Origin of the sequence: Paenibacillus vulneris (genome assembly GCF_039543185.1) — a bacterium.
Classification (GTDB): Bacteria; Bacillota; Bacilli; order Paenibacillales; family NBRC-103111; genus Paenibacillus_S; species Paenibacillus_S vulneris.
Map to the genome: position 1 here is coordinate 47,686 of NZ_BAABJG010000021.1, position 23,435 is coordinate 71,120.

Sequence of the window (23,435 nt, forward strand, 5' to 3'; positions counted from 1 at the left end):
ATCCAAATGTCTCTTCAGGTAATAACGGCGGTTTAACGCGAATCGAAGGCGCTGCGCAGTCCATCGCCGATAAAGTTAAAGCACATGATCGTCAGGAATATCATGAAGCCCGGAATGATAGGATACCATGGCGCCTTGGTCATGATCGTCAAGCTTTGGGCGCTTTGCAGCAGGTTCCCCCAGCTGGCCGTCGGTGGCTGAATCCCTAGACCGAGGAAGCTCAGGCTCGATTCCGTCAAAATCATCGAACCCATCTGCAGCGTAGCAGAGATAATGACCGGCGCAATCGCGTTAGGCAAAATGTGCACGAAGATGATCCGGAAGTCGGACATTCCGATCGTTCGGGCCGCATCGACGAATTCCCGGTTTTTGATCGACATGATCTGTCCCCGCAGCAATCGCGCTTTCCCCATCCAGCCGAAGGCGACGAACACGACGATAATGTTGAACAGACTCGGCTTCAGGATCGTCACCACTGTAATCAGGACGAAAAATTGCGGGAATGCCAGCAGCACATCGACCAGACGCATCAGAATGCTGTCGACACGCCCGCCGTAATATCCGGCTAAAGCTCCGACGGTCACCCCGATGATGACGTTGAATACGACGGAGAAAATGCCTACGGACAAAGATACTCTGGCCCCGTACAGAACCCGGCTTAATAAGTCGCGTCCCAAATCATCCGTTCCGAACCAATGCTCCTTGCTCGGAGGCTTCAGCCGGTTCATCAAGTCCTGGTCCGCCGGGTCATACGGAGCGATAACCGGAGCCAGCAGCGCCAGCAGGATTAACACGGCCATAATAACCAGGCTGATTAACGCCAGACGGTTGCTCTTGAACCGTTCCCATGCGCGATTTCTCGGCTGGGCGGATACGTTCACGGTTGAATTGTTTGTGGTTACGGCTGCATTCATCGGTTACACCTTCGCTTCATTTTTACTGTAGCTCACCCGTGGATCCAGGAGAGCATAGGATAAGTCGGCCAGTATGCTGCCGAGCACATAAAGAAAGGCTACCAGCGTCGTTACGGCAAAAATGACCGGATAGTCACGCTGGAAGGCCGCCTCGGTGAAGAGACGTCCCATGCCCGGAATGCTGAAAATGGTTTCCACGATGACGGAGCCCGCGAAAAAATGAGGCAAAGATAGACCGAACAATGTAATAAGCGGAATCATTGCATTTCTCAAGCCGTGGAACGAAAGAATCCGGCCGTCCCGAAGCCCCTTGGCCTTTGCCGTACGCATATAGTCCTGATTGATCACTTCCAGCATGCTGGAGCGCACATAACGAATCCAGACGGCAACCTCCGAGCAGGCGATGGTGAATACAGGCAGGACCAAATGCAGCGCCCGGTCCGATAAGCTGAACGGAGCGTTGATCGTCTGCAGCCCCCCGGATGGCACCCATCCGAGCCGGACTGCGAAGAACATCATCAAGAGCAGCCCCAGCCAAAATCCGGGGATGGAAATCCCGACGAAGGTGATCGCCGAGACGATCTGGTCCAATCGGGAGTTGACCTTCACGGCACATAGGATGCCGAGCGGAACCGCTATGGCTATCGCCAGCAAAAAGCTGGTTACCGTTAACAGCAGCGTGTTCGGCAGCCGATCCCATAACAGCTCCGATACCGGCTGGTTTTTCAGGAAGGAGGTCCCGAAATCGCCTACAGCCAGGCCGCTGATCCATTTCCAATACTGAATGTAGAGAGGCTGATCCAATCCGTAGGATTTTATCATATTCTCCTTGTCAACGGCTTTAATCGTCGGATCATCGATGTACTGAGAAAGCGGGCTGCCCGGAGCCATATGAATAATTGCAAACGAAATGATCGTAATACCGATCAGAATGGGAATGGCGTTCAGCAAACGCCTTAAGGCATAACGGGCCACCGGAGGTCACTTCTTTCATTATAATTTCAAAATCACGTCTCGATTATTTGGTAAAATACCACTTCTGAACCTCTTTCAAGTTATCGCGGGCCGGATTGAACCCTTCCAGATTGCTTGGATAAGCCATGGTCACGGTAGGAGAGTACAAGAAGGTATAAGGCTGATCCTCAGCGATCAGGGCATCAATTTTACCGAGAAGCTCTTTGCGCTTGTTCAGATCAAAGGTTCTCAAGTCCTCATCGATCAGCTTGTCGACCTCAGGGTTGTTATAAGTGATGTAGTTCGAGCCGCCCTCAACCATGGAGGAATGCCAGATGCTCTTTGGATTCGGATCTCCGGAGATGCTCCAGCCGTGGAACAAAGCAACGAAGTTTTTGCCGGACCAGTTTTTCGTGAATGCGGAGCCTTCTACCACGCGTGGCTGTACGCTGACGCCGACCTTTTTCAGCTGCTGCTGAATTACGGTTACTGCTTTCTCCCGTACCTTGTTTCCTTGAACCGTTTGCATTTCAAACTCGAATTTTTGACCATTTTTGTCCAAAATCCCATCGCCGTCGCTGTCCTTCCAGCCTGCTTCCTCCAACAGCTTCTTCGCCTTTTCCGGATCGTACGGGAATTTAGGGACGTTATCCGTGAAGTTCCAGTAGGAAGGAGACGTTTGGCTGTTCACCAGCTTGCCTTGGCCCTCCGCCACATTGTCCACGATCCCTTGGCGGTCAATCGCCATCGTCAGCGCTTGGCGCACTTTTTTATCCTGGAACAGCGGATTGGTCAAATTCCAGGCCACGAACTGGTATTGGCCCGTACCGATGCCTTTTTGCAGCTTGATTTTGCCAGATGTCTTGGCGAACTGCTCGATCGCCTGCAAGTTATCGGCAGGAACGGCAATCACATTAATTTCGCCGGTTTGCAGCTGTGCCATCATCGCATTGGCGTCGGGAATAATTTTGGCCGTTACCTTCTCGACGGAAGGCTTGCCGCCATAGTAGTTCTCATTGCGAACGAAGCGCAGGTATTGGCCTTGCTTCCACTCCTCCAGCTTGTATGCACCCGAGCCGACAGGCTGCTTGAAGAACGCCGACTTCTCCATATCCTTAATCGCTACATCCTTCAGCAGATGCTGCGGCAGAATGTTATAGATCATCATGTCGATATAACCGGCATTGGGCTCACTGAATGTGAACTTCACCGTCGTATCGTCCACCTTTTCGACCTTGGTCACTTTCGTAAACGGCGCTTTGCGTGGCCCTTTGTATTCCGGATTAATCGGGATGTTGTAAGTAAATACGACGTCGTCCGCCGTAACCGGCTTGCCGTCCGTAAACTTGGCGTCGTTGCGGATTTTCACGGTCATTTCCAGCTTGTTGTCCGAAAATTGCGGTTGGCCGACCGCCAGATCCGGCACGATATTTTGCTTCTCGTCAAAACGGTACAGCGTACTGAACACCAGCTCGATCATTTCGCTGGAGGTTGTCGTCGTTGCCCAAAAACGGATGAAGCCTTGGGGCTCCGACAAGTATGCCGTCGTAATTTCCCCGCCGTCGATCTTCTCCTTACTGGATGCCGTTGCCGCCGGATCGGCAGGCTTGTCCGTTGCTTGGGTGCCCGCTCCTCCGCCTGACGTACAGGCTGATAATAAGAGCGTCGCGCTCATGACCGCAGCAAGAGCGATGCTGCCGGCTTTACCGAATGGTTTTTTCATCAAATGGATACCCCTTTCTTGTCATAACCTGGTACTGGATAAGATTTATATGAAATGGCACGAGGCATAATGGCCCGGCTCCCATTCCCTGAAAGCTGGCTTCTCCGTCCGGCACCGTTCCGCTGCATGGGGACAGCGGGGATGGAAGGAACAGCCTGAAGGCGGGTTCGCTGCATTCGGCACCTCCCCCTTCAAAATAATCCGCTCCCGCTTCGAATCCATGGCCGGCTCGGGGACCGATGACAGCAATGCTTGCGTATACGGATGCTGCGGACGGTCGAACAGCTGGTCCCTGTTGGCCAGCTCCACAATCTGACCCAAATACATCACCGCGACCTGGTCGGAAATATGCCGGACGACGCTCAAATTATGGGAAATGAACAGATACGCTACCCGGGTTTTCTCCTGCATTTCCCCAAGCAGATTCACAATTTGAGCCTGAATCGATACGTCAAGCGCAGATACGGGCTCGTCCGCCACAATAAGCTTTGGATTTAGCGAAACAGCACGGGCGATGGCAATACGCTGTCTCTGTCCTCCGGAGAACTCATGCGGGTACAATCTGGCTGTTTGGGCGCTGAGACCTACCATCTCCAGCAGCTGCTCCGACCGTTTCATGGCCTCCTTCCAGCTGAGTCCGCCTTGCACGACCAATGGTTCGGCAATCGCTTTCCCTACCGATATTCTCGGATTCAGCGATGCATAGGGGTCCTGAAACACGCACTGCATATCTTTGCGGACCGATTTGAGCTGCCGCTGGCTCCATTGGCCGATGGATTGTCCCTGAAACCAAATTTCACCATCGGTCAAATCCATCAAGCGCAAAGCCAACCTGCCTACCGTCGATTTCCCGCAGCCGGATTCTCCTACGATACCAAGCGTCTCCCCGACGTTAACGGTAAAGCTGACCCCGTCTACGGCTTTGACTGCTCCCTTGCTCAAGTTTCCACCGATTCCAAAATACTTTTTTAATCCTTTTATTTCTAAAAGCGGTGCGCTCACGTTCCGTCATCCCCCTTTGAAAATAGCTAAACCAGCAGGCACCGGACTTGATGGCCGCTGCCGATGTCCTTCAGCTCAGGCTGCCGTTCACGGCATTCCGCCAACACCTGCGGACAGCGGTCGGCGAACCTGCAGCCTGCCGGGAAAGAGCCGGCCGGCGGCACGTTGCCGGGAATAGGAACCAGCTTCTCGATCGTACCTTGCATGCGGGGCGTGGACTGCAGCAAACCGTTCGTGTATGGATGCTTCGCTCCCGTAAAAATCGTCCTGACGTCTGCGGTCTCCACTATTTGACCGGCATACATGACGATAACCCGATCCGCCATCTCGGCGACAACGCCCAGATCATGCGTGATAAACAAGACCGACATGTCGGTCTCTTGCAGCAGCTGGCGAATCAAGTCCAACACCTGGGCCTGGATCGTTACATCCAGCGCCGTTGTAGGCTCGTCAGCAATGAGGAGATTCGGCTTGCATGCCATCGCCATCGCCAGCATGACGCGCTGGCGCATTCCTCCCGACAGCCGGTGCGGGTATTCCTTGCGAATGCGGCTCGGCTCCGGGAAGCCTACGCGCCGCAGCCAATCCTCAGCAGTTGCAATCGCTTCTTCCTTCGAAGCGTTCAAATGCCGGCTGATCGCTTCCGTCAGCTGGGTTCCGATAGTTAGAACCGGATTCAGCGAAGTCATCGGCTCCTGGAAGATCATCGCGATTTCACGGCCCCTTATCCGGGACATCTCGCGCTTGTTCAGGCCGATCAGATTGCGGCCTTCCAGCCTCACCTCGCCTTGAGCGATTTCTCCGACTCTTGGCAGCAGCTGCATGATCGATAAGGAGGTCATGCTTTTGCCGCAGCCGGACTCGCCGACCAAGGCTACGACTTCATTTTTGCCGATTTCAAAATCAATACCGTCGACAACGGTCAATTCGCGCTTCTTGTCTCTTATGACGGTTTTCAAAGATTTTACTTCCAAGATCGCCTCGGACAGGGGGATCACCCTCACTTCAAATTCAGGATCATTTTTCTTGTAACGGAAAAATTATGTAATTCGTATTGTCTTCTATTTTATGGTTAATTGACCAAGTTGTCATTAAAAATATTAAAAATTTCTTTATAAAAATGAGATAAACCCAATGCTTCCAATACAAATCGGATTTCTTAGTTTTCGTTTTTTATGCGGATTTGTAGGTTATTACCAAAAAGTTTATAGCGAATGAATATCGATCTGCTTCAGCCAATCTCCGATTTCCCCAATAACTGACTCCACTGTATACTACGCGAGTTCCAGATTATGCTACAATATGGGGAGACTTGTATCACTAATCATAACCTTACGGAGGAAGCTATGCCCAAACTCGTGTTTTTCATAGGACCTGCGGGCGCAGGAAAAACCACTCTGGCTAAGGCGCTAGCGCGACAGCATCGTCCCGCCTTTTTCGATATGGACACGCTGCTGCGTCCGGCAGCCGAGACGATTATGACGCTATCCGGACTGGATCCTACCGATCGGGACTCCCCTGTATACAAGAAACACTGCCGCGACCTGGGCTATCGGATCACGATGGATGCCGCCCTGGAAAACCTTGAGCTCGGAATCGACACTTATGTCGTCGGCCCGTTTACCAAAGAAATTGAGAATGTCTCGTGGCTTGACCAGGAGCTGAATCGTATCGGAGCGGCGGCTCGCGAGGTAGAGGTAAGAGCAGTGTACGTTTATTTGCGCGACGCTTCCGTCTATCGCGAACGGATTACGGCAAGAGGCTCGGAGCTGGACGATTGGAAGCTGAACAACTGGAGCAGCTTTAGCCCGTCCTTAACGCGCAAGACGATTCAATGGGATTCTTCCGCGTGCCCGGTCCTCTACCTGGACAATTCGGAGACGTTATCCGACGCAAAGCTATCCGAGCTTGAGCGGTTTATTTATGGGGAAGAGACGACCTTCTTCTGACTATGGTTCGCTATAAAATACGAAAAAGGCATTCCCTCACGAATGCCTTCTCCTTTAACGCCTCTTTATTCTATTTTCGGTTTCACCTTAAGCTGCTGCTGCTTCATATGCTTAAAGCCCACAAACTGCTTGCTATCCTCATCCCATATTCTGAACTTCAACGATTTCAAGCTGGTTAACAGCGTAATCGTATTGACGTCCCTCAGTACAGGGTTCGCGTTATGAGCCTGCTCAAGATAATAATTCGGTACACGAGGACTCAAATGATGAATATGATGAAAGCCGATATTTCCCGTAATCCAGTGTAAGATTCGAGGCAGCTTGTAAAAGGAGCTTCCCTTCAAAGCCGCCTGGACATAGTCCCAATGCTCCTCATTCTCATAATACGTATCCTCAAACTGATGCTGAACATAAAAGAGCCAAATCCCTGCAGCACCCGAGATGAAAAATATCGGGCCCTGCACCATAAGAAAGGATTGCCAGCCAATAGACCAGCAAAGCAAAGCGGCTGTCCCGACTATACTAAGATTGGTAATGTATGTGTTCATTCTTTCCTTAAAGCCGGCATTTCTCCGATTAAACCGATAATCGATCAGGAAGATGTAGATCGGACCGAGACCGAACATGACCAGCGGATTGCGGTAGAGCCTATACAACAATCGTTTAGGAAATGAGGAAGCTCCATACTCCTCAACCGTCAAAGTCCATATGTCCCCCGTTCCCCGCTTGTTCAAATTACCGCTTGTCGCATGGTGAACCGAGTGGCTGTGCCTCCATTGGTTGTAGGGGCAGCAGGTCATAATTCCTGTAATGGTACCGATAATTTCGTTCGCTGCTTTATTTCGAAAAAACGATTTGTGGCAGCAGTCATGGAAAATGATGAAGATTCGAACTAGAAATCCGCCGGCAGGAATGGCCAATAACAGGGTTAACCAAAATGAAACCGATAAACTCACATAAGCTAAATACCAAAGCAGGAAAAACGGCACAACCGTATTAATGATTTGCCATACGCTGCTCTTAATGCGGGGTCTCTCGTATGGCGCGATGTCCTTACGCCAGCCGTCTTGTTCCTTATGAAGCATTCTAATACAATCTTCCTCTCCATGTTTACGTATAGTAGGTTATATACCAACCTTGATTATACGACGATAAGAAGGAAAGGTTGCACTTCAATAAAAAAATATTTTTTCCATCGAAATATTAGCGTCCTAAATTATCCAATTTCTCTCTCCTTTGGCGCCATACGACCCATGCGCCGACACCGTATAATAGGGCACTGGCATAGAACAAGGCGTTCATCGTCATCCAATCCATCATGAAGCCCCCCAGCAAAACGGCGAAGCCGGAAGCAATCGAAGTCCAAAAATGATACGTTCCGACCGTTCCGCCCCGGTCCCCTTTTTCGGTATAATCGGCCAGCAGCACTTTTTCGGTTGTTTTTTGCAGCGCGTTGCAGCTGCCCATGATCCATTGAAGCAGGAGTACCCACACGTATGAGGAAACCCACGGGAACAGCAGCATGACGATCATCATGCCCGCGGAGCTTGCTGCAAGTATCGTTACGGCATATCGGTCTAGCTTGGGCGCGATCCATTGGGATACGACAGCCGAGCTTATCGTAAAGACAGCGAATGCAAGCCCGTACTTGGAATAGCTGTTCCCCAGGTTTTTTAGAAGCAGCAGATAATACGGATAAATCATTCCTCCCGCCAGCGTGACGATGCTTTGTGAACGGATAAGCCAGCGAAGCTTCATATCAGGCTAGTCCCCCTTGTATTGTTGGTAAAAATAATTCATAAACAACCCTTCGGGGTCGTACTCGGATTTCTTGTCCCAAAATTCGCGGGAACGCGGGTAGGCCGCCTCAAATTGCTCCCGCTTCGGATACGCCGCATACGGCAAATAATACGTCCCCTTGTGGGCAATAACCCGATCGATAACACTTTGAATGCTTTGTTTGAATCTCTCCTGCCCTTCGTCCGACAAAGGAACGTTAAACAAGCAGACGAGAGCGAACATATCCTCTTGAGCGTAAGAGAGAACCGCTTCCCGATCCTGATTGACATAACGCACCGTAATGTTCAGCAAATTCAAATGCTCGTCCTTCAGCACTTCCCCAAAGCTTTGGACAAAAGAGGAAAACTCATTGACCGGAATAAAGTATTCCTGAAGCAGGTCATTTCTGCCTGCCTCCCTGTACTCCATGAACTGCGATTCCGACCGCATGGCATTGTTTCGGCTGATGACCGACTGCTGCTGCCGGTTGAAATACCACTGCTGCATCCGCCAGAACATGTTCTTTCCGCTGTCCGAGGCGCGGTTCATCTGAAACAGCAGCTTGGTCGGTATCACCCAATCCTCCGTTGTCTTCAAGGATTGATACTGCCGAAGAGGGAGCTCCCTATCCACCTTGTAATTGATGGCATACATTTCCTTAAGGAACGAATCCGGAGCAACCGAGATGCGGGCGATGTGCATATGGATATCGGGCTCGGCTTGAACCTGGCTTCTAAAATATCCGCTGTAATCCTCAACCGTCATCCTCTCCGTTGATATCCTGTATACTTCGTCTTCCGTAAGCGTTAAGGTCACATCCAGGATAATGCCGAACAAACCATAGCCTCCCAGAACCAGAGGGAACAAGTCCGCATGCTCAGTCCTGCTCACCTGCTTCACCTGGCCGTCGGCCGTCAGCAGTCGAAACGACTCCACGCTTTTGATTAAGGAGCCATTGCGAATATCTCTTCCATGGGCATTGATGCTGATAGATCCGCCTACGGTAAAAATATTCTGGGACTGCATCGTCTTGACCGACAGTCCATACGGATTGACGGCCTCCTGAACATCATTCCACGTCGCGCCTGCCTGAACGCGGATAGTTCGCGCCTGCAGGTCCATGGAGATGATTTTATTAAATGAAGTCATGTCGACAACGATACCGTCCTTATAATAGGTATGACCTCCCTGACTGTGCCGCTGGCCTGCGATGGATACGGTAAGATGCTTGTCCCGTGCTTCCTGCAGCAGATGAACCAGCTGCTCCTCCTCGCGGCCCTGCACGACCCGCTCCACCTTGACCGGATGAAGCCGGCTGTAGTCCGTAATCAGGAACGGATCCTGATCCGCGGTATTCAAGCTGAAATATTGATATAGGCAGAGAGAGGCCAGCAGCAATAGCGCAACCCATTTCTTCATTCCTATCCTTCTCCCTTATCGATTGTGCGAAGCCTCCGCCCATCCAACATACCACAAGTTGGAAATGGGGTCACGAGCTTTTCACTCGAGGTCTGCAAGCCCGTCCTCTTTTCTGTTATAATAGGCGATAGCCTTTTCAAATATGGATACAATAGGAGATTCTGACCCATGGCCATGAACCGCCGACTCGTCACCGATGCCGATTTTCAGGAAGCGATGGACCGTCAGTCCAAAGTACGCGTGTTTCAGGACGATCATATTGTGGATTCCGGCGTCGTGATTACCCGCTTTACGGATTCCTTCATCGTGACGCAAGCGGGAGTCAGCGATGTGACCTATCATTCGCGAAGCTCTTGTGAGTTTTTCGAAATGAAGAAGCGATAAAGATGCTTAGGAAGCAAAAAAAGACCGGGCGTATACCGCGCTCGGTCTTCTTGCTTCTTGTCTCGCCACCCCTGCTATGAATGACTGATGCAGCTGCAGCTCTACAGCTTCATCCCCGTATGCGCCTTAACCAGGATTTCATCATATTTCGCTGAATCGGATGAACGCGACAGCCAGGTTCCGATCCACGCGCCTAGGAAGCCGAGCGGTATAGAAATGATGCCCGGGTTCGCATAAGGGAACAGCGCCTGCCCGACCAGGATGGCCTTGCCCGGCTCGGGACTCCAGACGCTCGGGCTTACAATAACCAGAATGAGTGCGCTGATCAAGCCTGTCAGCATCCCGGTTATTGCACCTGCCGTGTTAAAGCGTCTCCAGAAAATAGTAAACAGAATTACGGGCAGGTTCGCGCTTGCCGCAATAGCAAAGGCGACGGACACGAGGAACGCCACATTCAGCTTTTGTGCAAACAGCGACAGCAGGATGGAAACGACCGCTACCCCCACGGAAGCCCAGCGAGCGACGCTCATCTGCTCCTTCTCGTTTGCATCTCCTTTACGGATAATATGAGTATAGAAGTCATGGGCGAAGGCAGAGGCTGCAGCCAGCACCAGTCCGGTCACCACTGCAAGAATGGTCGCGAACGCTACTGCCGAAATAAAGGCGAAGAACAGGTCGCCCCCAAGCGCTCTGGCTAATAGCGGAGCCGCCATATTGCCTCCCTTGTCCGCGGCCAATATATTATCGTAGCCTACGAAGGCCGCTGCGCCGAAGCCAAGGAAGATCGTCATAATATAGAAAATTCCGATCAGCCAGGTTGCATGAACGACGGAGCTTCTTGCCGTCGGCGCATCCTTCACCGTGAAGAAGCGCGTCAGAATATGCGGTAAGCCAGCCGTTCCTAGCACGAGCGCCAGGTTCAAGGATAGCGTATCCAGCGGCACCTTGTATTTATTCCCGGGATTCAGGAAGCTTTCCTTCAGCGGTGTCGCTGTCTTCATCTGCTCGAACATTTCGGTAATGCTGAAGTGAAACTTCGCCAGCACGATGATCGAGACGATGAAGGTGCCCCCCATCAAAAGAACCGCCTTGGTAATCTGTACCCACGAAGTGGCACGCATGCCGCCGAATACGACGTACACCGTCATCAAAGCCCCTACGATCAAGACGGAGGTCACGTAATCCAACCCTAACAGCAGCTTAATCAGCGACCCTGCCCCCACCAGCTGGGCAATCATATAAAAGATCGAGATCGTAATCGTGTTCAACGCTGCGACCCCGCGAATCTTTTTATTGTTAAACCTTGCCGCGATCATATCCGCCATTGTATATTTTCCAAGATTGCGCAGCGGCTCAGCAACCAGATATAGAACGACCAGATAAGCTACAAGAAAGCCGATGCTGTAGAAAAAGCCGTCAAACCCCGATAAAGCAATCGTTCCCGCAATACCGAGAAACGAGGCTGCCGACATATAATCTCCCGCAATCGCCCATCCGTTCTGCCATCCCGTCAATCCCCCGCCCGCCGTATAAAACTCGTTCGTCGAATTGGTCTTTTTGGCCGCATAATAGGTGATGATCAAGGTGATGGCCACAATCCCCAAAAATAATATGAATGCTGACGTATTCATCCTTTTTTCCTCCTTCGACTTTTCACCGTGCGGTTTACCCGATTCAAGACGCGTTATTTCTCGTAATTTCCTCGATCATCGCATCATATTGGCTGGACTTGCGGGAGTACGCGATACAAAGCGCCCAAGTCATAATGAATTGGGAAAAGGCGAAAACCCACGCCCAGGATACCGAGCCAAAGGCCGGAGCATTCAGCACTTTGGAATAGGAGGTTAAAAGGGGCAGCGCGAAGTAATAAGCGAAGAAAAAGATAGACATCGGCACTAGAAATCGTTTTTTCCTTGCGATTAAAGCTTTAAATTGAGGAGAATTGGCAATGCGACTGTAATCCACCGCTTTGGCATTCATACGCTCAGCCTCCCATCGTTTTTTGCGCCGCAGCTCTTGCAGGCAGCTGCCTAGACTTGGATGAATGGACCAGGGTGTGTGCGCTTCCATTTTCAATTTATTAGGATGCTATCTCCAATATTACGTTAGCTATAAACTATTTTTTTGTAAAACATCATGTAGAGGAAACGAGAATCACTTCAAATGCGAAGTAAAACTATCGTTCCCTTTCGTATTATGAAGTCAGCCATTTTTAGTTGATTCTCATCACCAGCTTGGTCATAATATAAAGAACTCAATTTTGGAGTTTATATATGAATTAGATCTGAAAATAGGGGGACAAAATGAAGAATTACGATATTATATTTTTTGATATAGATGATACACTTTTTGATTTTTCTAAATCGGAGAAACAAGCTTTTAAAAAAGTCCTTGAAAAATATAATCTATTAAATAGCTTAAGGCTGTTCAAAAAGAGTTACCAAGAAATTAATAAAGTGTTATGGGGAGAATTAGAAAATGGAAAATTGAGCCTTGTTGAACTAGGTTCAGAGAGATTTAAGAGATTATTTTTAGAACATGAACTTGAAATTGATGCAGTTTTATTCAATCAAGATTATTTGGGGTTTCTTGGAGAGCAATCGCACCTCGTCCAAGGAGCTGAAAAAGTCATTAACGCTCTCTCGCATAAACGCTTAGCAATTATTACTAACGGTTTCACTAATGTACAAACATCTAGAATTAATAATTCCCCTATAGGAGGTAAATTTGAACATATTATTATCTCTGAATTAACTGGATTCCAAAAACCACAAACAGAAATTTTTGATTATGCTTTTCATAAGCTTCAGATTACAGACAAATCCAACGTGCTAATGGTAGGCGATTCGTTGACTTCTGATATTCAAGGTGGAATTAACTATGGTATTGATACTTGTTGGTTCAATCCAAAGCACAAGGAAAATACTACATCCTTTAAACCTACTTACGAAATAAATAAATTAGAAGGCCTGATAGAGATTGTAAAATAAGTGCACATGCCCACAAGTTCTTATGTTTGGAGGAGACCTGAAACAGCATTATCATTCGCAAAAAAGTATTGCTCCTCGTCTCATAAAAATCCCCTCCGGTCTACAGTGTTAAGTCCAGCATTGCATGAACTCTTTTCACTGTTAACCGCAAGGGGATATACAGGTACTCTTTCTTATTTATAGGCTGGCCACGCTTCAAGCGTATAAGCCATTTCCCAGAATAAATATTCATAATGACTGCTTATCATAAAATGCTGCTTCATCCGATCGCGGTCGGCCTGCGATACCTCTGCGGCAATCGAGTCCAGACGATCGATCTGCTCCTGCACCAGCTCCCGGAACCATTCGCCGCCGTAAGCCTCAATCCATTCGCGGTAGATCGGCTCCTCCGGGGTTGATCCCTGAAGCTTCTCGCCGATTTCGTAATACAGCCAGTAGCACGGCAAAATCACGGCGATAATGTCGCCCAGATGCCCGTTATAGGCTACCCGCTGCATATGCGATGTATAGGCGTAAGCGGTCGGCGCCGGCTGAAACGCGGCACGTTCCTCGGCCGTAATGCCCATTCGTTTGCAGAATGTTTCGTGAAGTGACAGCTCCGCATTGTAAGTTCCTTGAGCGTGAACGGTCATCCGGTTAGATGTGGCAAGGTCGGCCGCTTTGGCTGCGCCCAGGGACTGTACACGGGCGAATTGGGATAAGTAGTAAGCATCGTTCAGCACATAATAACGGAAGCATTGAAGCGGCAGGGTGCCGTTAGCAATTCCTTGAACGAACGGATGATGAAAGCTTGCATTCCAGCTGTCCTCCACTGCTTGACGCAGCTCTTGTGAAAATTTCATGGCAGTTCCTCCTTTAATTTTGCTTACATCCTAATCTCAAGATCAGACGACTTTATACCTTACATCTCCTACATGGAAATAAGGAAAATGCTGGCCCAAATACAGAGCAGCGCACACCGTCAGCACCAAATAGAAAAGCAAATAGACATCGCGCTGGGAAAATCCGATCCGATAATAAAATGTACGATGGCGCGAAGCCGAGAAGCGCTTGGCCTCCATCGCAACTGCAATACGCTGCGCCCGGCGGATGCTCTGCGCCAGCAGAGGGATCGCGTAGAGCCTTAGCGTCTCATACACGCCGCCTAAACCTGCGCGCCTTTTAACACCGCGCACCTTCAGCGCCATGCCGAGCGTCTGGAATTCGGCAGCCATGATGGGAATCAGCCGTAAAGCGGCCATAAAGCTGTAAGCGAATTTCGCAGGCAGCTTGCACTGCTGCATCAGCGAGTAGAACAAGGCGACGGGCCTTGTCGTCAATGCAAACGTCAATCCTGTGAGCGCCATGTTGACGGTCTTCAAGCCGATATGAAGCCCGCGGTAGAAGCTCTCCTCCGTAACCCGAATCAATCCCCAATGAATCCATGTCGTGTCCCCTTTTCCGAACAGCATCATGGACATGGAGGACGACACGAAGAGCAGTCCGAACGGCAGGAACATCAGCAGCAGCCGGTGCAGAGGCTGTCCCGAAAAGCACAGCAGCAGAATCAGCTGGGCAAGGGTCAGATTGACCAGAACATTAAGATTGTCCGTGAAGAGAAGGACAAAGAACAAGGCCAGAGACAGCAGCAGCTTGAAGCTCGGATTCACTCGGTGCAGCCAGGTTTCATCGTAAGCCAATAAGTTGTCCACTATCCTTCACTTCCTTCTGCAAATAATGCGACGGCGTCGTGTCCGCTTCGAGCCTTCCCCGCTCCACGACCCAGACCCGGGTTGCGAACCACCGGACGATCTCCAGATCATGCGTGACCATAATAATGGTTGTTCCCTGGCGTCTCCAGGCCTCAAGCTTCTCCAGAATCGCGAAGGTGTTCGCCGCATCCTGTCCGAACGTAGGCTCATCCAGCAAAATAACCCGCTGTGCCTGATACATTGCCGTTGCCACGCTGAGACGGCGTTTTTGTCCGAGCGATAATTGATAAGGGTGCTGGTTCTGCTGGGCCTCCAGACCGAACTCGGCCAGAAGCTCCAGCGCAAGCCTTTCGGCATCCAGCCTCCGCCCGAGGCGGAACCCGAACGCCGCCTCGTCCAGCACGGAATGGGTTACAAATTGCATTTCCGGATTTTGAAAGACGTAAGCTGCGGTATCCGCCACATCCTTGAAGCCTTTAACGCCGCGTCCAGCCAGCTCGTAAGCGCCCGAGGTCTTAATGAGCTGCATCAGGGCTTGAAGCAGCGTGCTCTTGCCCGCTCCGTTCTCGCCCACTACAGCAATCCATTCGCCGGAGCTTGCCGCCGCTTTCTCAACACGCAGCTTCGCTTCCCTGCCGCGGTAGGCGCTAAAATCGCTCAGCTTAAGCAATCCCGATGCCGGCACAGGATTCTCCTCTGCAGCATTCCGCAGCGACCTGTAAGCCGGTCCGGAGACGTAATCATCCCATACCTCCGGGTACCAGATACCGTACTCCTTAAGCTTTTCTTTATGCTGCCCGAATACGTCGGCAGGCGGGCCGTCCGCCAAGATATCCCCTTGCGGGGAGAACAGCACGACCCGGTCGACAAATCCGATGATTTCATCGATTTTATGCTCTACGATAACGACCGTTTTGTCCCTTCCTATGGCCTTGATGGTATCCCACACCTGCCGCGTGCCCTCCGGGTCCAGCAGCGCCGTCGGTTCGTCGAAGAACAGAACCTCCGGCTCCAGGGCCAGCACGGAGGCTATCGCCAGACGCTGCTTCATCCCCTGGGACATCGCTTGAATGGGCATGTGAAGCTCGGGAAGCTCAAGTCCTACCTGACGCAGCCCGTCGCTGATTCTGCCGCTCATCTCCTCCCGCGGAACCCCCAGATTCTCCAGTACGAACGCCATTTCTTCATCTACGTACGGCATGCAGAATTGGGTATCCGGGTCTTGAAATACATAGCCCCATGAGGCAGGAATGGCAATCTCGTCGAATTTGACAGGGACCTCGATCACATTGGGAACGAGCCCGGTCAATACTTGAAGCAGCGTAGATTTGCCGCATCCGCTCGGTCCGAGGAGCAGCACCTTCTGCCCTGTCTGAACCGAGAACGAAATATCGTTGAACAGAAGCGTCGGACTACCGGCGAATTTGAGACGTAGTCCATGTACAGATGCACATTCCTGCTGCATCATCCTTTACGCTCCAAGGCCTGGTAATCTGCGCTGCTCGCCGGACGGACAAGCTGTGTCACCCCGGTAACCTCCAGAGCTTTCACCAGCCAGTACGCGCACATCCCCGTGAAGAAGATCGAGCCGACGATGCGGAAAGCAAAATACAGCGTCAAATTCCAGGTTTGCAGATCGATCAAATAGCCTTTAAACGCGTCGAAAACAAGCGAAGCGACAGCCGAACCGATCCCTGCCAGGGAAACCGTCGTTATCGAGAAGCTGCGGTACCGGAATAAGGCGAATACCAGCTCAGCCAGCAAACCTTGAGCAATCCCGTAGGTCAAGGATTCAATCCCGTATTGCGATCCCGTAAGAAGCTCCCCGGAAGCCGCGGCCACCTCCGCCAGCAGCGCTACACCCGGTTTGCGGATAATCAGTGCCGCTACCGTAGCCGCCATAAACCATACCCCGTAGACAAGCTGATCCAGCTGCAAGCCCGCCAGCTTTACGACGTTGGACACATCTCCCCATAACCGATAAATGATGCCGAACACAACTGCGATGACGATGGTGACCAGGATGTCGGTTAGCTTTAACCCTTTGGACATTTCCATCCACTCCTTTTTCTAAATATGATGATGCTCGGGGCCTCAGCCCAGACCTTGTTCTGACAGGACAACGCGAAAAGGCCACCTCCATCAACAACATGGAAGTGGCCTGCATGTACGTAGATAACACGCTTCTAACGTTCTCCACTTCCCTACGCTGGTACAATCCAGATCAGGTTCAGAGGGTCTAGGATCTATCGATCCAGTCTCAGCCTTTCGGCTCCCCTAGTGACAAATATCATATTAGCACGATTGGGATAAAAGTCAACGGCTAAATGTGCATTATCCGGTTCGCAGAAATAGACGGCTCTCCTCACTTGCCGATACCGGAGCCGGTTGGGCACCGAAACATCGCCGTTTTGCGTATGGGCAGATGTCCCTTTCCTTCCTGTAGGGCCATGCTTTTTTTCTTGCGTTGGACCCTGTTCTGTGTCAAGATATTCGGTAGACCCACACTATGAAGAAATAGGTGAATGAACAGTTATGATGAAACCTTTTTTCCGCTTGCTGACGGAGCTATCCTCCCGCAAGTCGATCTCCCGGTTAACCGGATCCTTTGCGAAATCCCGAGCAAGTCGCGGATTGATCCCGCGCTTTGCCAAAATATACGGCATTCCGGTTCAAGACGCCGAGAAGCATCTGTCGGAGTATGCTTCTCTGAATGATTTTTTTACGAGACGTTTGAAATCCGGGCTGCGTCCGGTCGATACTGCCGAGCATACCCTCGTCAGTCCGGTTGATGCAGCGATTACCGGCATGGGACCGATAGAAGAAGGTTTGATCGTTAACGTCAAGGGACAAGATTATACCGTTGAGGAGCTGCTTAACTTTTCGCCCCGTACGGTGAATTATAAGAACGGATTTTATTTCGTGCTATATTTGAGCCCGACCGATTATCACCGGATTCATACCCCGATTGACGGAAACATTATCGAGAAAGAGCACGTCCCGGGCAAAGTATATCCGGTGAACGAGTTCGGTTTGCGCCAAATGCGCAGAGTATTGAGCCGTAACGAAAGATTGATCACCTATATGCAGCATGAGGGCGGCGAAGTGGCCGTAGTAAAGGTCGGAGCGATGAACGTGAGCAGCATCCAGTACGTGAAGCCGCTGCCCAACACCTTGCAGCGCGGGGATGAGCTCGCTTACTTCGAGTTCGGCTCCACCGTCGTGCTGCTGATGGAGAGCGATACGTTCTTAAGCCGCAGCGACCTGCATGTCGGAAGCAAAGTCAAAATGGGAGAAGCGTTAGGAACCATTCAGCCATCCTGACATCATCGTACTAGCAGAGGAGAAAGCCATTATGCAAGCAGCATCATCCGGAACGGAAGCCGCCGGCGCAAGACTGCAATCGGCCCCGCAGCACAGTCTCAAGCCGACTGTCATGCGAATTTTACTAGCCATAAGCATCGTTCATTTGTTCAATGATTCCATCCAGTCGATTATTCCGGCCATCCTGCCGATTCTTAAGGATTCGATGCATCTAAGCTATATGCAAGCGGGGATTATCGTCTTTTCGCTTAACATGACCTCTTCGCTTATGCAGCCGGCCATCGGCTTATATTCTGACCGCAAGCCCTCCCCCTACATGCTCCCGCTCGGAATGGGATTGACATGCCTAGGGGTGCTGGGCCTTGCCTTTTCACCCAATTACGGCATGATTCTCGTATCCGTCATCTTCGTCGGGTTGGGCTCCGCCATCTTTCACCCGGAAGGCTCTCGCGTCGCACACATGGCCGCAGGCTCCCGGCGCGGGCTGGCACAGTCCATCTTCCAGGTAGGCGGCAACGCCGGACAATCCCTGGCCTCCATCATGACGGCGCTCATCTTTGCTCCTCTTGGACAGCGAGGGGCCATTTGGTTCGTTCTTGTGGCCGGACTGGCCATAGCCGTTCAAATGTATATTGCGCGGTGGTACAGCGGTTATATGGCGGCAAACCCGAGACCGGTCAAAAAATCCGCCGCACATGCCAACCGACCGGCCCGCAAGAAGCAGATCACCTTTGCGTTTACGATGCTGATTTTTCTTGTGTTCGCCAGATCCTGGTACCATTCCGGGGTATCGACCTACTACCCGTTTTATTTGATGGAGAAATTCAACCTGTCTCTGGAGCATGCGCAAATCTACATCTTCCTGTTTGCGGCTGCCGGTGCCGTCGGCACCTTCCTCGGAGGGCCGCTTGCGGACCGTTTCGGACGGCGGAATATGATTTTCTTCTCCATGCTCGGCTCCGCGCCTCTAGCGCTGGTGCTGCCGTATGCTAATGCATTTTGGGCCTACGTTATTTTGTTGATCAATGGACTTATTATTTTATCCAGCTTTTCAGTGACCGTAGTGTATGCTCAAGAGCTTGTTCCAGGTAAAATCGGAACGGTCTCCGGACTGATCACCGGCATGGCCTTCGGACTCGGAGCATTGGGAGCGGTAGCCTTGGGCGGCCTGATTGACAAGTTTCATCTGGAGGCAGTTATGCAGATGGTCAGCTTCCTGCCGCTGCTCGGACTGTTGACCTTCTTTCTTCCCTCGGACAAGAAGCTGAAGGAATGGGATCAGCAGGCACCCGCTTAAAAGCAGCAGAAACCATATGGCGCCTGGGCATCGAAGCTTAAAAAATCCTCCTCTCCGCAAGTACGGAAAGGAGGATTTCTTTGTTGACACGGCTTTAACGGATAAAATTCGGAGCTAGCTCCCCGTAAACTAACCGAATCAGCTTCATAGCAAAGGCCATCGCTTGATGGGGATAAGTTAACTTCAATCTATGAACTCAGCCTCTTCCCGTAACAACTCTCCAGGCAAACTTCGGCAGCAGAAGCTGCCTTCGCCATCTTAACGAGGGCTTGGACAGCAGCCGGTGCAGCCATTCCAGATGGAGGTTCTGCCATAGGACCGGCGCCCTCTTGACAGTTCCGGCAATAATATCGAGGCTTCCGCCGACTCCGAAGGCTACTTTGGCGTGAAGACTTGTTTTGTACCTCGTAATCCACTTCTCCGAATACGGCGCCCCCATAGCAACGATCAGAAAGTCGGGCTTGGCGGCTTGAATGGTGCGAACGATTGCTTCCTCCTGCTCCTTGCCAAAGAAGCCGTGATGCCTCCCCGCAATGCGAACCCCGGGATAGCGTGCCGCAATGTTGTCCGCCGCTTGGCGGCTCGTCTCTTCATCTGCCCCCAGCAAAAAGAATGAATAGCCTCTTTCATTGCCCATCTCGAGCAAGCCGATCAAAAGATCGTACCCCGTCACCCTTTCCTTGAGCGGGGTTCCTTTCCATCTGGAAGCCAGGACGATTCCTATACCATCAGGAGTTATCAGGTGGGCCGCATCCATAATTTGCTTGAATTTGCGGTCCTGAAGGGCCGTCATGACAAATTCAGGGTTGGCCGTAATAAGATGAAACAAAGAATCTCCGGGGCTATTCACCCGATCGGCAAGGTGCTGCAGCGTCTCGTTCAAATCAAGAGGGGAGAACGGAATCCCCATGATAGGTACCGGTTGTAACAAGGGATCACCTGCTTCGTTATTGGTATGGGTCTTGTAAATTCAGTTCTTATCCCATGATTGTACCGGCTCGATTAGTCAACTTGCAAACATGACAACCTGATAATTGACTGACGCCGGGTTCCCTTGTCTGTCCTTTAATCCGGATATTTGAACCTCGAAGCGGTCTCCATCCATATATTGGATGCCGTCATTCGGCTTAAAAATGATGCAGTAAGGAACGCCATAAGCGGTAGTATCGACATTAAAGTAGGTGCCGCCGTTCCGGCCTTCCTGATCCTCCTGATCCAACGTCCAGATGGTTTGATCGTTTAGACGCGTCAGCGTAACGGTTACATCCCCTAGATTCGGTTTCTTGAACAATTCCGGGTTCAAGGAAACTGACCAAGGATCACTTCCCTGGAAATAAGGTAACGGGAAGTAACCCTTCCCCGGCCAGGTGATGATATCGTATTCGAATGGGACAGGCCGGCTTTTATCAAACACCTGCATAGGGGAATAATACGTTCGATAATCGTGGAAACGTCTCCCTTCCGCAAGCCCGAAGCCGATTTTTTGCAGCGGCGGGTACAGAATCCACCGGCGGTGTCCGACCGTCGCCCGATTTGAATCGTCATGGTCGCTCATGTAGGATGCAACCGTCCGTGTTAACAGGCTGCTCGGCTTAATGGCGCTGCCGGCGGCATAAATACTGTAAATATTGCTCGTGCTCGTGGATAAGTACCCTTTTTTATAAAAGTCTTCATCCATGCCCGCCGTCTTGCCGGGGGTATGGGACAGCTTGCCGTAGTCGGCCAGAAGCACCGCTCCGTACTGAGCCTGCTCGTTGAGGGACGAATCCTGCACCAGATCATCGGGCAGGCCTGCCAAATAACGCATCAGATTGACGGCTTTCACCCCGTCTTCCACATAATCCGTGTTCAGCTTGCCTGGTTTATGGGGAGCCGTGATATGAGGCTTCTCCTCGAAAACAGCTCCGGAAAAGACCGGAGCAGACGCCCGGATCCGCGCATCGATCTGCCGCTTCGTTCTTCCGTTCAGCGGATCGTCGTTTTCAACAGAAATCGTCCTGGTCTCCTCGTTCCAATGCACATACATCCCTAGCGCGTTACAGACAAAGCGGAGGGGAACCAATGGCTCTCCGTCTTGCAGCTGCACCGGAACATTCATCTCCGAAGCCTGCCCGGATACCCTTGCTTGCCGGGAGCCGATGTCGAGCTCTATCCTGGTCCCGTTCTTCATGCCGACAACGGTTTGTTTGCCGGCCGTCCACGAGAAGCTGGCGCCAATTGACGGAAGCAGCTCCTTCCCTGGAATCATGGCATGGCCGTCAATAAGGATCGGCGTATTTTCGAACAACGCGGGTGCTCCATTGATTGTGACATGAATCCCGGTTTCCTCCGCATACGCAGCAGCAGACAGGACCGGCCCTGCCGCAGTCAACGCTAACAAGAAGCCAATTGCCCATCGTTTCAAGCGCCTCATCTCCCCGACCTTTTGAAAACGGTTTATCTTAGACGTTACTTCGACAGGGCCTCATATATTTCCTTCCATGGAAAAATCATCAATCCCCTTCCTGTCTTTATATCCGCGCGGCCAGCTCCTTCATGGTCCGGACCCCATATTCCATTGCTTCCTGCGGCAAATGAGGAAAGTGAAAACAAGCGCCATATTTAAGCTTTGCCGCTTTATCGGTAACAATCTCCGACCAGCGGACGCCCGCTGAAGCGCAGCGGTCACGAAATGACTCATATTGGCCCGCAGCTCCTCGCCACCAGCCAAAAATATGCAGCCCGGCATCGCTCTCCACCCAATCGAACGGTTCGGACAAATGCGTTTGAAGCTGCTTGAGCAGAAACTCAAACTTGCGGCTGTACACCCGCTTCATCCTGCGCAGATGCTTCTCATACTGACCGTTCTGCATGAAGCCTGCGAGCGCCTTTTGCTCCAGCAAGCCGGCAGGCAGCGGCTCATACAGCGATTTGGCCTTCACGAAGGGGAGGACCAGCGGCAACGGGAGAACGGCATAGCCGATTCGAATGGTCGGAAGCATCGTTTTGGTAAAGCTGCCTATATAGATAACCCGTTCTTGACGGTCCAATACCTTTAACGGCTCTAATGCCTTCCCCCGATGACGGAACTCGCTGTCATAGTCATCTTCTACAATGATGGCGTCCCTCTCCTGTGCCCACTGAAGAAGCTGCTGCCTTCTTTCCATGCTTAGTACGGCGCCGGTAGGATACTGCCTGCTTGGCGTCACGAACAGCAGCCTGGCATTCCAGTCGTCCGGGACAATCCCGTGCCTGTCCACTTCTACAGCAACGCCTATACCGTTCACCGCGTGAACAGCTCTTGGAATTCCCCTGAATCCAGGGCTTTCCATGACGACCTTATCTCCCGACTGTACGAGCATCTGGACCGCAAGCGCAATAGCTTGCATGGAGCCGTTCACAATGACAATCTGCTCCTTAACAGCAGCAATGCCTCGGGCTCTGCGCAAGTATTGGGCGATACACTCTCTTAATGCATCGTCCCCCTGCGCCGGAGGAAGCTCCATTGGGCCGTCTCCCTTGGTCAATTCTCTGGAAGCGGCATACAAACAACGGCTCCATTCTTCCTTCGGAAACGCATCATATTCCGGGTGGAGCGTATCAAAATCTGCCTTCATTGCGGCTGCCGACGGCGCCGGTGTGTACAGAGCTGCAGGTCCGGACTGCTCCAGCAGCCGACGACCCCATTCGGAGAGCCTGTATTCTTTTTTTGCCGTATCCGGTTCCTTGGGGCCCTCCCCCCGATAGGAGATAAAGGTACCTCGTCCGACTTCGCTTACTACATAACCGACGGAAGCAAGCATATCGTACACTTGATTGACCGTTCCGCGGGACATCCCGTACAAGCCGGCCATCTCCCTGCTGGAGGGCAGTCTGGTCCCATAAGGCAGTATCCCTTCTACAATCGTATCCCGCAACGCATGATACAACGCCTGCATTTTGGTCGAATATTTCAGCTCATAACCGTGATAAGGAATTTGAAAATGCATGGCTATCGATCCTCTCCACTCGCATTGGTACATTAAAAATA

General features: G+C 51.4%; 22 protein-coding genes and 1 riboswitch. Of the genes, 5 read left to right on the top strand and 17 right to left on the bottom strand.

Annotated features, from left to right (window positions below; translation table 11 throughout):
- Positions 1-32: 32 nt before the first annotated feature.
- The 5 genes from opp4C to ABEA66_RS18630 are packed head-to-tail and all read right to left on the bottom strand — an operon-like array spanning position 33 to position 5,582.
- A complete protein-coding gene (gene opp4C / locus ABEA66_RS18610; RefSeq protein WP_079909899.1) occupies positions 33-914 on the bottom strand; it encodes an oligopeptide ABC transporter permease in 882 nt (293 codons plus the stop codon).
- 3 nt (positions 915-917) lie between these two features.
- Complete coding sequence (locus tag ABEA66_RS18615) at positions 918-1,889, bottom strand: ABC transporter permease (protein WP_079909898.1); 972 nt, start codon at positions 1,887-1,889, stop codon at positions 918-920.
- A gap of 43 nt (positions 1,890-1,932) precedes the next feature.
- Positions 1,933-3,591 carry a peptide-binding protein gene (locus tag ABEA66_RS18620; RefSeq protein WP_079909897.1) on the bottom strand — a complete coding sequence of 553 codons (1,659 nt, stop codon included), beginning with the start codon at positions 3,589-3,591 and terminating at the stop codon, positions 1,933-1,935.
- A 45-nt stretch (positions 3,592-3,636) separates the two neighbouring features.
- Entirely contained in the window at positions 3,637-4,593 is a 957-nt protein-coding gene (locus ABEA66_RS18625) for an ABC transporter ATP-binding protein (RefSeq protein WP_345589712.1), read from the bottom strand.
- A 26-nt stretch (positions 4,594-4,619) separates the two neighbouring features.
- A complete protein-coding gene (locus ABEA66_RS18630) occupies positions 4,620-5,582 on the bottom strand; it encodes an ABC transporter ATP-binding protein (RefSeq protein ID WP_345590090.1) in 963 nt (320 codons plus the stop codon).
- 357 nt (positions 5,583-5,939) lie between these two features.
- On the opposite strand from ABEA66_RS18630, the gene ABEA66_RS18635 reads away from it, so the two are divergent.
- Positions 5,940-6,542, top strand: coding sequence for a P-loop nucleotide/nucleoside kinase family protein (locus ABEA66_RS18635; RefSeq protein WP_345589714.1), 603 nt, complete (start codon positions 5,940-5,942; stop codon positions 6,540-6,542).
- Between the two features lie 65 nt (positions 6,543-6,607).
- Here the strand turns inward: ABEA66_RS18635 and desA are convergent, their stop codons facing one another.
- The 3 genes from desA to ABEA66_RS18650 all read right to left on the bottom strand — a co-directional run bounded on the left by desA (position 6,608) and on the right by ABEA66_RS18650 (position 9,740).
- On the bottom strand, positions 6,608-7,627 hold the full coding sequence (desA, locus tag ABEA66_RS18640; RefSeq protein WP_345589716.1) for a Delta(5) desaturase DesA: 1,020 nt from the start codon (positions 7,625-7,627) through the stop codon (positions 6,608-6,610).
- Between the two features lie 118 nt (positions 7,628-7,745).
- Complete coding sequence (locus ABEA66_RS18645; protein WP_345589718.1) at positions 7,746-8,300, bottom strand: MFS transporter; 555 nt, start codon at positions 8,298-8,300, stop codon at positions 7,746-7,748.
- A gap of 6 nt (positions 8,301-8,306) precedes the next feature.
- Complete coding sequence (locus ABEA66_RS18650; protein ID WP_345589720.1) at positions 8,307-9,740, bottom strand: FAD-binding oxidoreductase; 1,434 nt, start codon at positions 9,738-9,740, stop codon at positions 8,307-8,309.
- Positions 9,741-9,908: 168 nt separating this feature from the next.
- Here ABEA66_RS18650 and ABEA66_RS18655 point away from each other — a divergent pair, with 168 nt between their 5' ends.
- Entirely contained in the window at positions 9,909-10,124 is a 216-nt protein-coding gene (locus ABEA66_RS18655) for a hypothetical protein (RefSeq protein ID WP_079909891.1), read from the top strand.
- A gap of 101 nt (positions 10,125-10,225) precedes the next feature.
- On the opposite strand, the gene ABEA66_RS18660 is transcribed toward ABEA66_RS18655, so the two are convergent.
- Complete coding sequence (locus ABEA66_RS18660) at positions 10,226-11,755, bottom strand: solute symporter family protein (protein WP_345589723.1); 1,530 nt, start codon at positions 11,753-11,755, stop codon at positions 10,226-10,228.
- A 43-nt stretch (positions 11,756-11,798) separates the two neighbouring features.
- A complete protein-coding gene (locus ABEA66_RS18665) occupies positions 11,799-12,104 on the bottom strand; it encodes a DUF485 domain-containing protein (protein ID WP_079909889.1) in 306 nt (101 codons plus the stop codon).
- A gap of 323 nt (positions 12,105-12,427) precedes the next feature.
- On the opposite strand from ABEA66_RS18665, the gene ABEA66_RS18670 reads away from it, so the two are divergent.
- Entirely contained in the window at positions 12,428-13,114 is a 687-nt protein-coding gene (locus tag ABEA66_RS18670) for a YjjG family noncanonical pyrimidine nucleotidase (protein WP_345589728.1), read from the top strand.
- Between the two features lie 173 nt (positions 13,115-13,287).
- On the opposite strand, the gene tenA is transcribed toward ABEA66_RS18670, so the two are convergent.
- Genes tenA through ABEA66_RS18690 form a run of 4 tightly spaced genes read right to left on the bottom strand, consistent with a single transcriptional unit; the run spans position 13,288 to position 16,857 of the window.
- Positions 13,288-13,956, bottom strand: coding sequence for a thiaminase II (gene tenA / locus ABEA66_RS18675; RefSeq protein ID WP_345589730.1), 669 nt, complete (start codon positions 13,954-13,956; stop codon positions 13,288-13,290).
- 42 nt (positions 13,957-13,998) lie between these two features.
- Complete coding sequence (locus ABEA66_RS18680) at positions 13,999-14,805, bottom strand: energy-coupling factor transporter transmembrane component T family protein (protein WP_345589731.1); 807 nt, start codon at positions 14,803-14,805, stop codon at positions 13,999-14,001.
- Positions 14,780-16,273, bottom strand: a complete 1,494-nt coding sequence (locus tag ABEA66_RS18685) for an ABC transporter ATP-binding protein (protein WP_345589732.1) — start codon at positions 16,271-16,273, stop codon at positions 14,780-14,782. Before ABEA66_RS18685 ends, ABEA66_RS18680 begins: the two co-directional genes overlap by 26 nt.
- Positions 16,270-16,857 carry an ECF transporter S component gene (locus ABEA66_RS18690; protein WP_079909884.1) on the bottom strand — a complete coding sequence of 196 codons (588 nt, stop codon included), beginning with the start codon at positions 16,855-16,857 and terminating at the stop codon, positions 16,270-16,272. The genes ABEA66_RS18685 and ABEA66_RS18690 overlap by 4 nt, the downstream gene beginning before the upstream one ends.
- A gap of 132 nt (positions 16,858-16,989) precedes the next feature.
- Positions 16,990-17,094: riboswitch (TPP riboswitch) on the bottom strand.
- 246 nt (positions 17,095-17,340) lie between these two features.
- Between ABEA66_RS18690 and asd the strand changes: the two genes are divergently transcribed.
- Positions 17,341-18,129, top strand: coding sequence for an archaetidylserine decarboxylase (asd, locus tag ABEA66_RS18695; protein WP_079909883.1), 789 nt, complete (start codon positions 17,341-17,343; stop codon positions 18,127-18,129).
- A gap of 31 nt (positions 18,130-18,160) precedes the next feature.
- Entirely contained in the window at positions 18,161-19,426 is a 1,266-nt protein-coding gene (locus ABEA66_RS18700; protein ID WP_377741297.1) for an MFS transporter, read from the top strand.
- A 196-nt stretch (positions 19,427-19,622) separates the two neighbouring features.
- On the opposite strand, the gene ABEA66_RS18705 is transcribed toward ABEA66_RS18700, so the two are convergent.
- The 3 genes from ABEA66_RS18705 to pdxR all read right to left on the bottom strand — a co-directional run bounded on the left by ABEA66_RS18705 (position 19,623) and on the right by pdxR (position 23,394).
- Complete coding sequence (locus ABEA66_RS18705; RefSeq protein ID WP_345589735.1) at positions 19,623-20,357, bottom strand: WecB/TagA/CpsF family glycosyltransferase; 735 nt, start codon at positions 20,355-20,357, stop codon at positions 19,623-19,625.
- A gap of 75 nt (positions 20,358-20,432) precedes the next feature.
- Positions 20,433-21,830, bottom strand: a complete 1,398-nt coding sequence (locus tag ABEA66_RS18710; RefSeq protein ID WP_345589737.1) for a stalk domain-containing protein — start codon at positions 21,828-21,830, stop codon at positions 20,433-20,435.
- Positions 21,831-21,936: 106 nt separating this feature from the next.
- Positions 21,937-23,394, bottom strand: coding sequence for a MocR-like pyridoxine biosynthesis transcription factor PdxR (gene pdxR, locus ABEA66_RS18715; protein WP_345589740.1), 1,458 nt, complete (start codon positions 23,392-23,394; stop codon positions 21,937-21,939).
- Positions 23,395-23,435 lie beyond the last annotated feature (41 nt).

Bases quoted from the DNA above. Each gene is read 5' to 3' on its own strand.
- ABEA66_RS18645 (WP_345589718.1), bottom strand. From the start codon at position 8,300: ATGAAGCTTCGCTGGCTTATCCGTTCACAAAGCATCGTCACGCTGGCG.
- ABEA66_RS18620 (WP_079909897.1), bottom strand. From the start codon at position 3,591: ATGAAAAAACCATTCGGTAAAGCCGGCAGCATCGCTCTTGCTGCGGTC.
- opp4C (WP_079909899.1), bottom strand. From the start codon at position 914: ATGAATGCAGCCGTAACCACAAACAATTCAACCGTGAACGTATCCGCC.
- desA (WP_345589716.1), bottom strand. From the start codon at position 7,627: ATGCTTCATAAGGAACAAGACGGCTGGCGTAAGGACATCGCGCCATAC.
- ABEA66_RS18635 (WP_345589714.1), top strand. From the start codon at position 5,940: ATGCCCAAACTCGTGTTTTTCATAGGACCTGCGGGCGCAGGAAAAACC.
- pdxR (WP_345589740.1), bottom strand. From the start codon at position 23,394: ATGCATTTTCAAATTCCTTATCACGGTTATGAGCTGAAATATTCGACC.
- ABEA66_RS18690 (WP_079909884.1), bottom strand. From the start codon at position 16,857: ATGTCCAAAGGGTTAAAGCTAACCGACATCCTGGTCACCATCGTCATC.
- ABEA66_RS18700 (WP_377741297.1), top strand. From the start codon at position 18,161: ATGCAAGCAGCATCATCCGGAACGGAAGCCGCCGGCGCAAGACTGCAA.
- ABEA66_RS18665 (WP_079909889.1), bottom strand. From the start codon at position 12,104: ATGAATGCCAAAGCGGTGGATTACAGTCGCATTGCCAATTCTCCTCAA.
- ABEA66_RS18685 (WP_345589732.1), bottom strand. From the start codon at position 16,273: ATGATGCAGCAGGAATGTGCATCTGTACATGGACTACGTCTCAAATTC.
- ABEA66_RS18660 (WP_345589723.1), bottom strand. From the start codon at position 11,755: ATGAATACGTCAGCATTCATATTATTTTTGGGGATTGTGGCCATCACC.
- ABEA66_RS18650 (WP_345589720.1), bottom strand. From the start codon at position 9,740: ATGAAGAAATGGGTTGCGCTATTGCTGCTGGCCTCTCTCTGCCTATAT.
- asd (WP_079909883.1), top strand. From the start codon at position 17,341: ATGATGAAACCTTTTTTCCGCTTGCTGACGGAGCTATCCTCCCGCAAG.
- ABEA66_RS18655 (WP_079909891.1), top strand. From the start codon at position 9,909: ATGGCCATGAACCGCCGACTCGTCACCGATGCCGATTTTCAGGAAGCG.
- ABEA66_RS18670 (WP_345589728.1), top strand. From the start codon at position 12,428: ATGAAGAATTACGATATTATATTTTTTGATATAGATGATACACTTTTT.
- tenA (WP_345589730.1), bottom strand. From the start codon at position 13,956: ATGAAATTTTCACAAGAGCTGCGTCAAGCAGTGGAGGACAGCTGGAAT.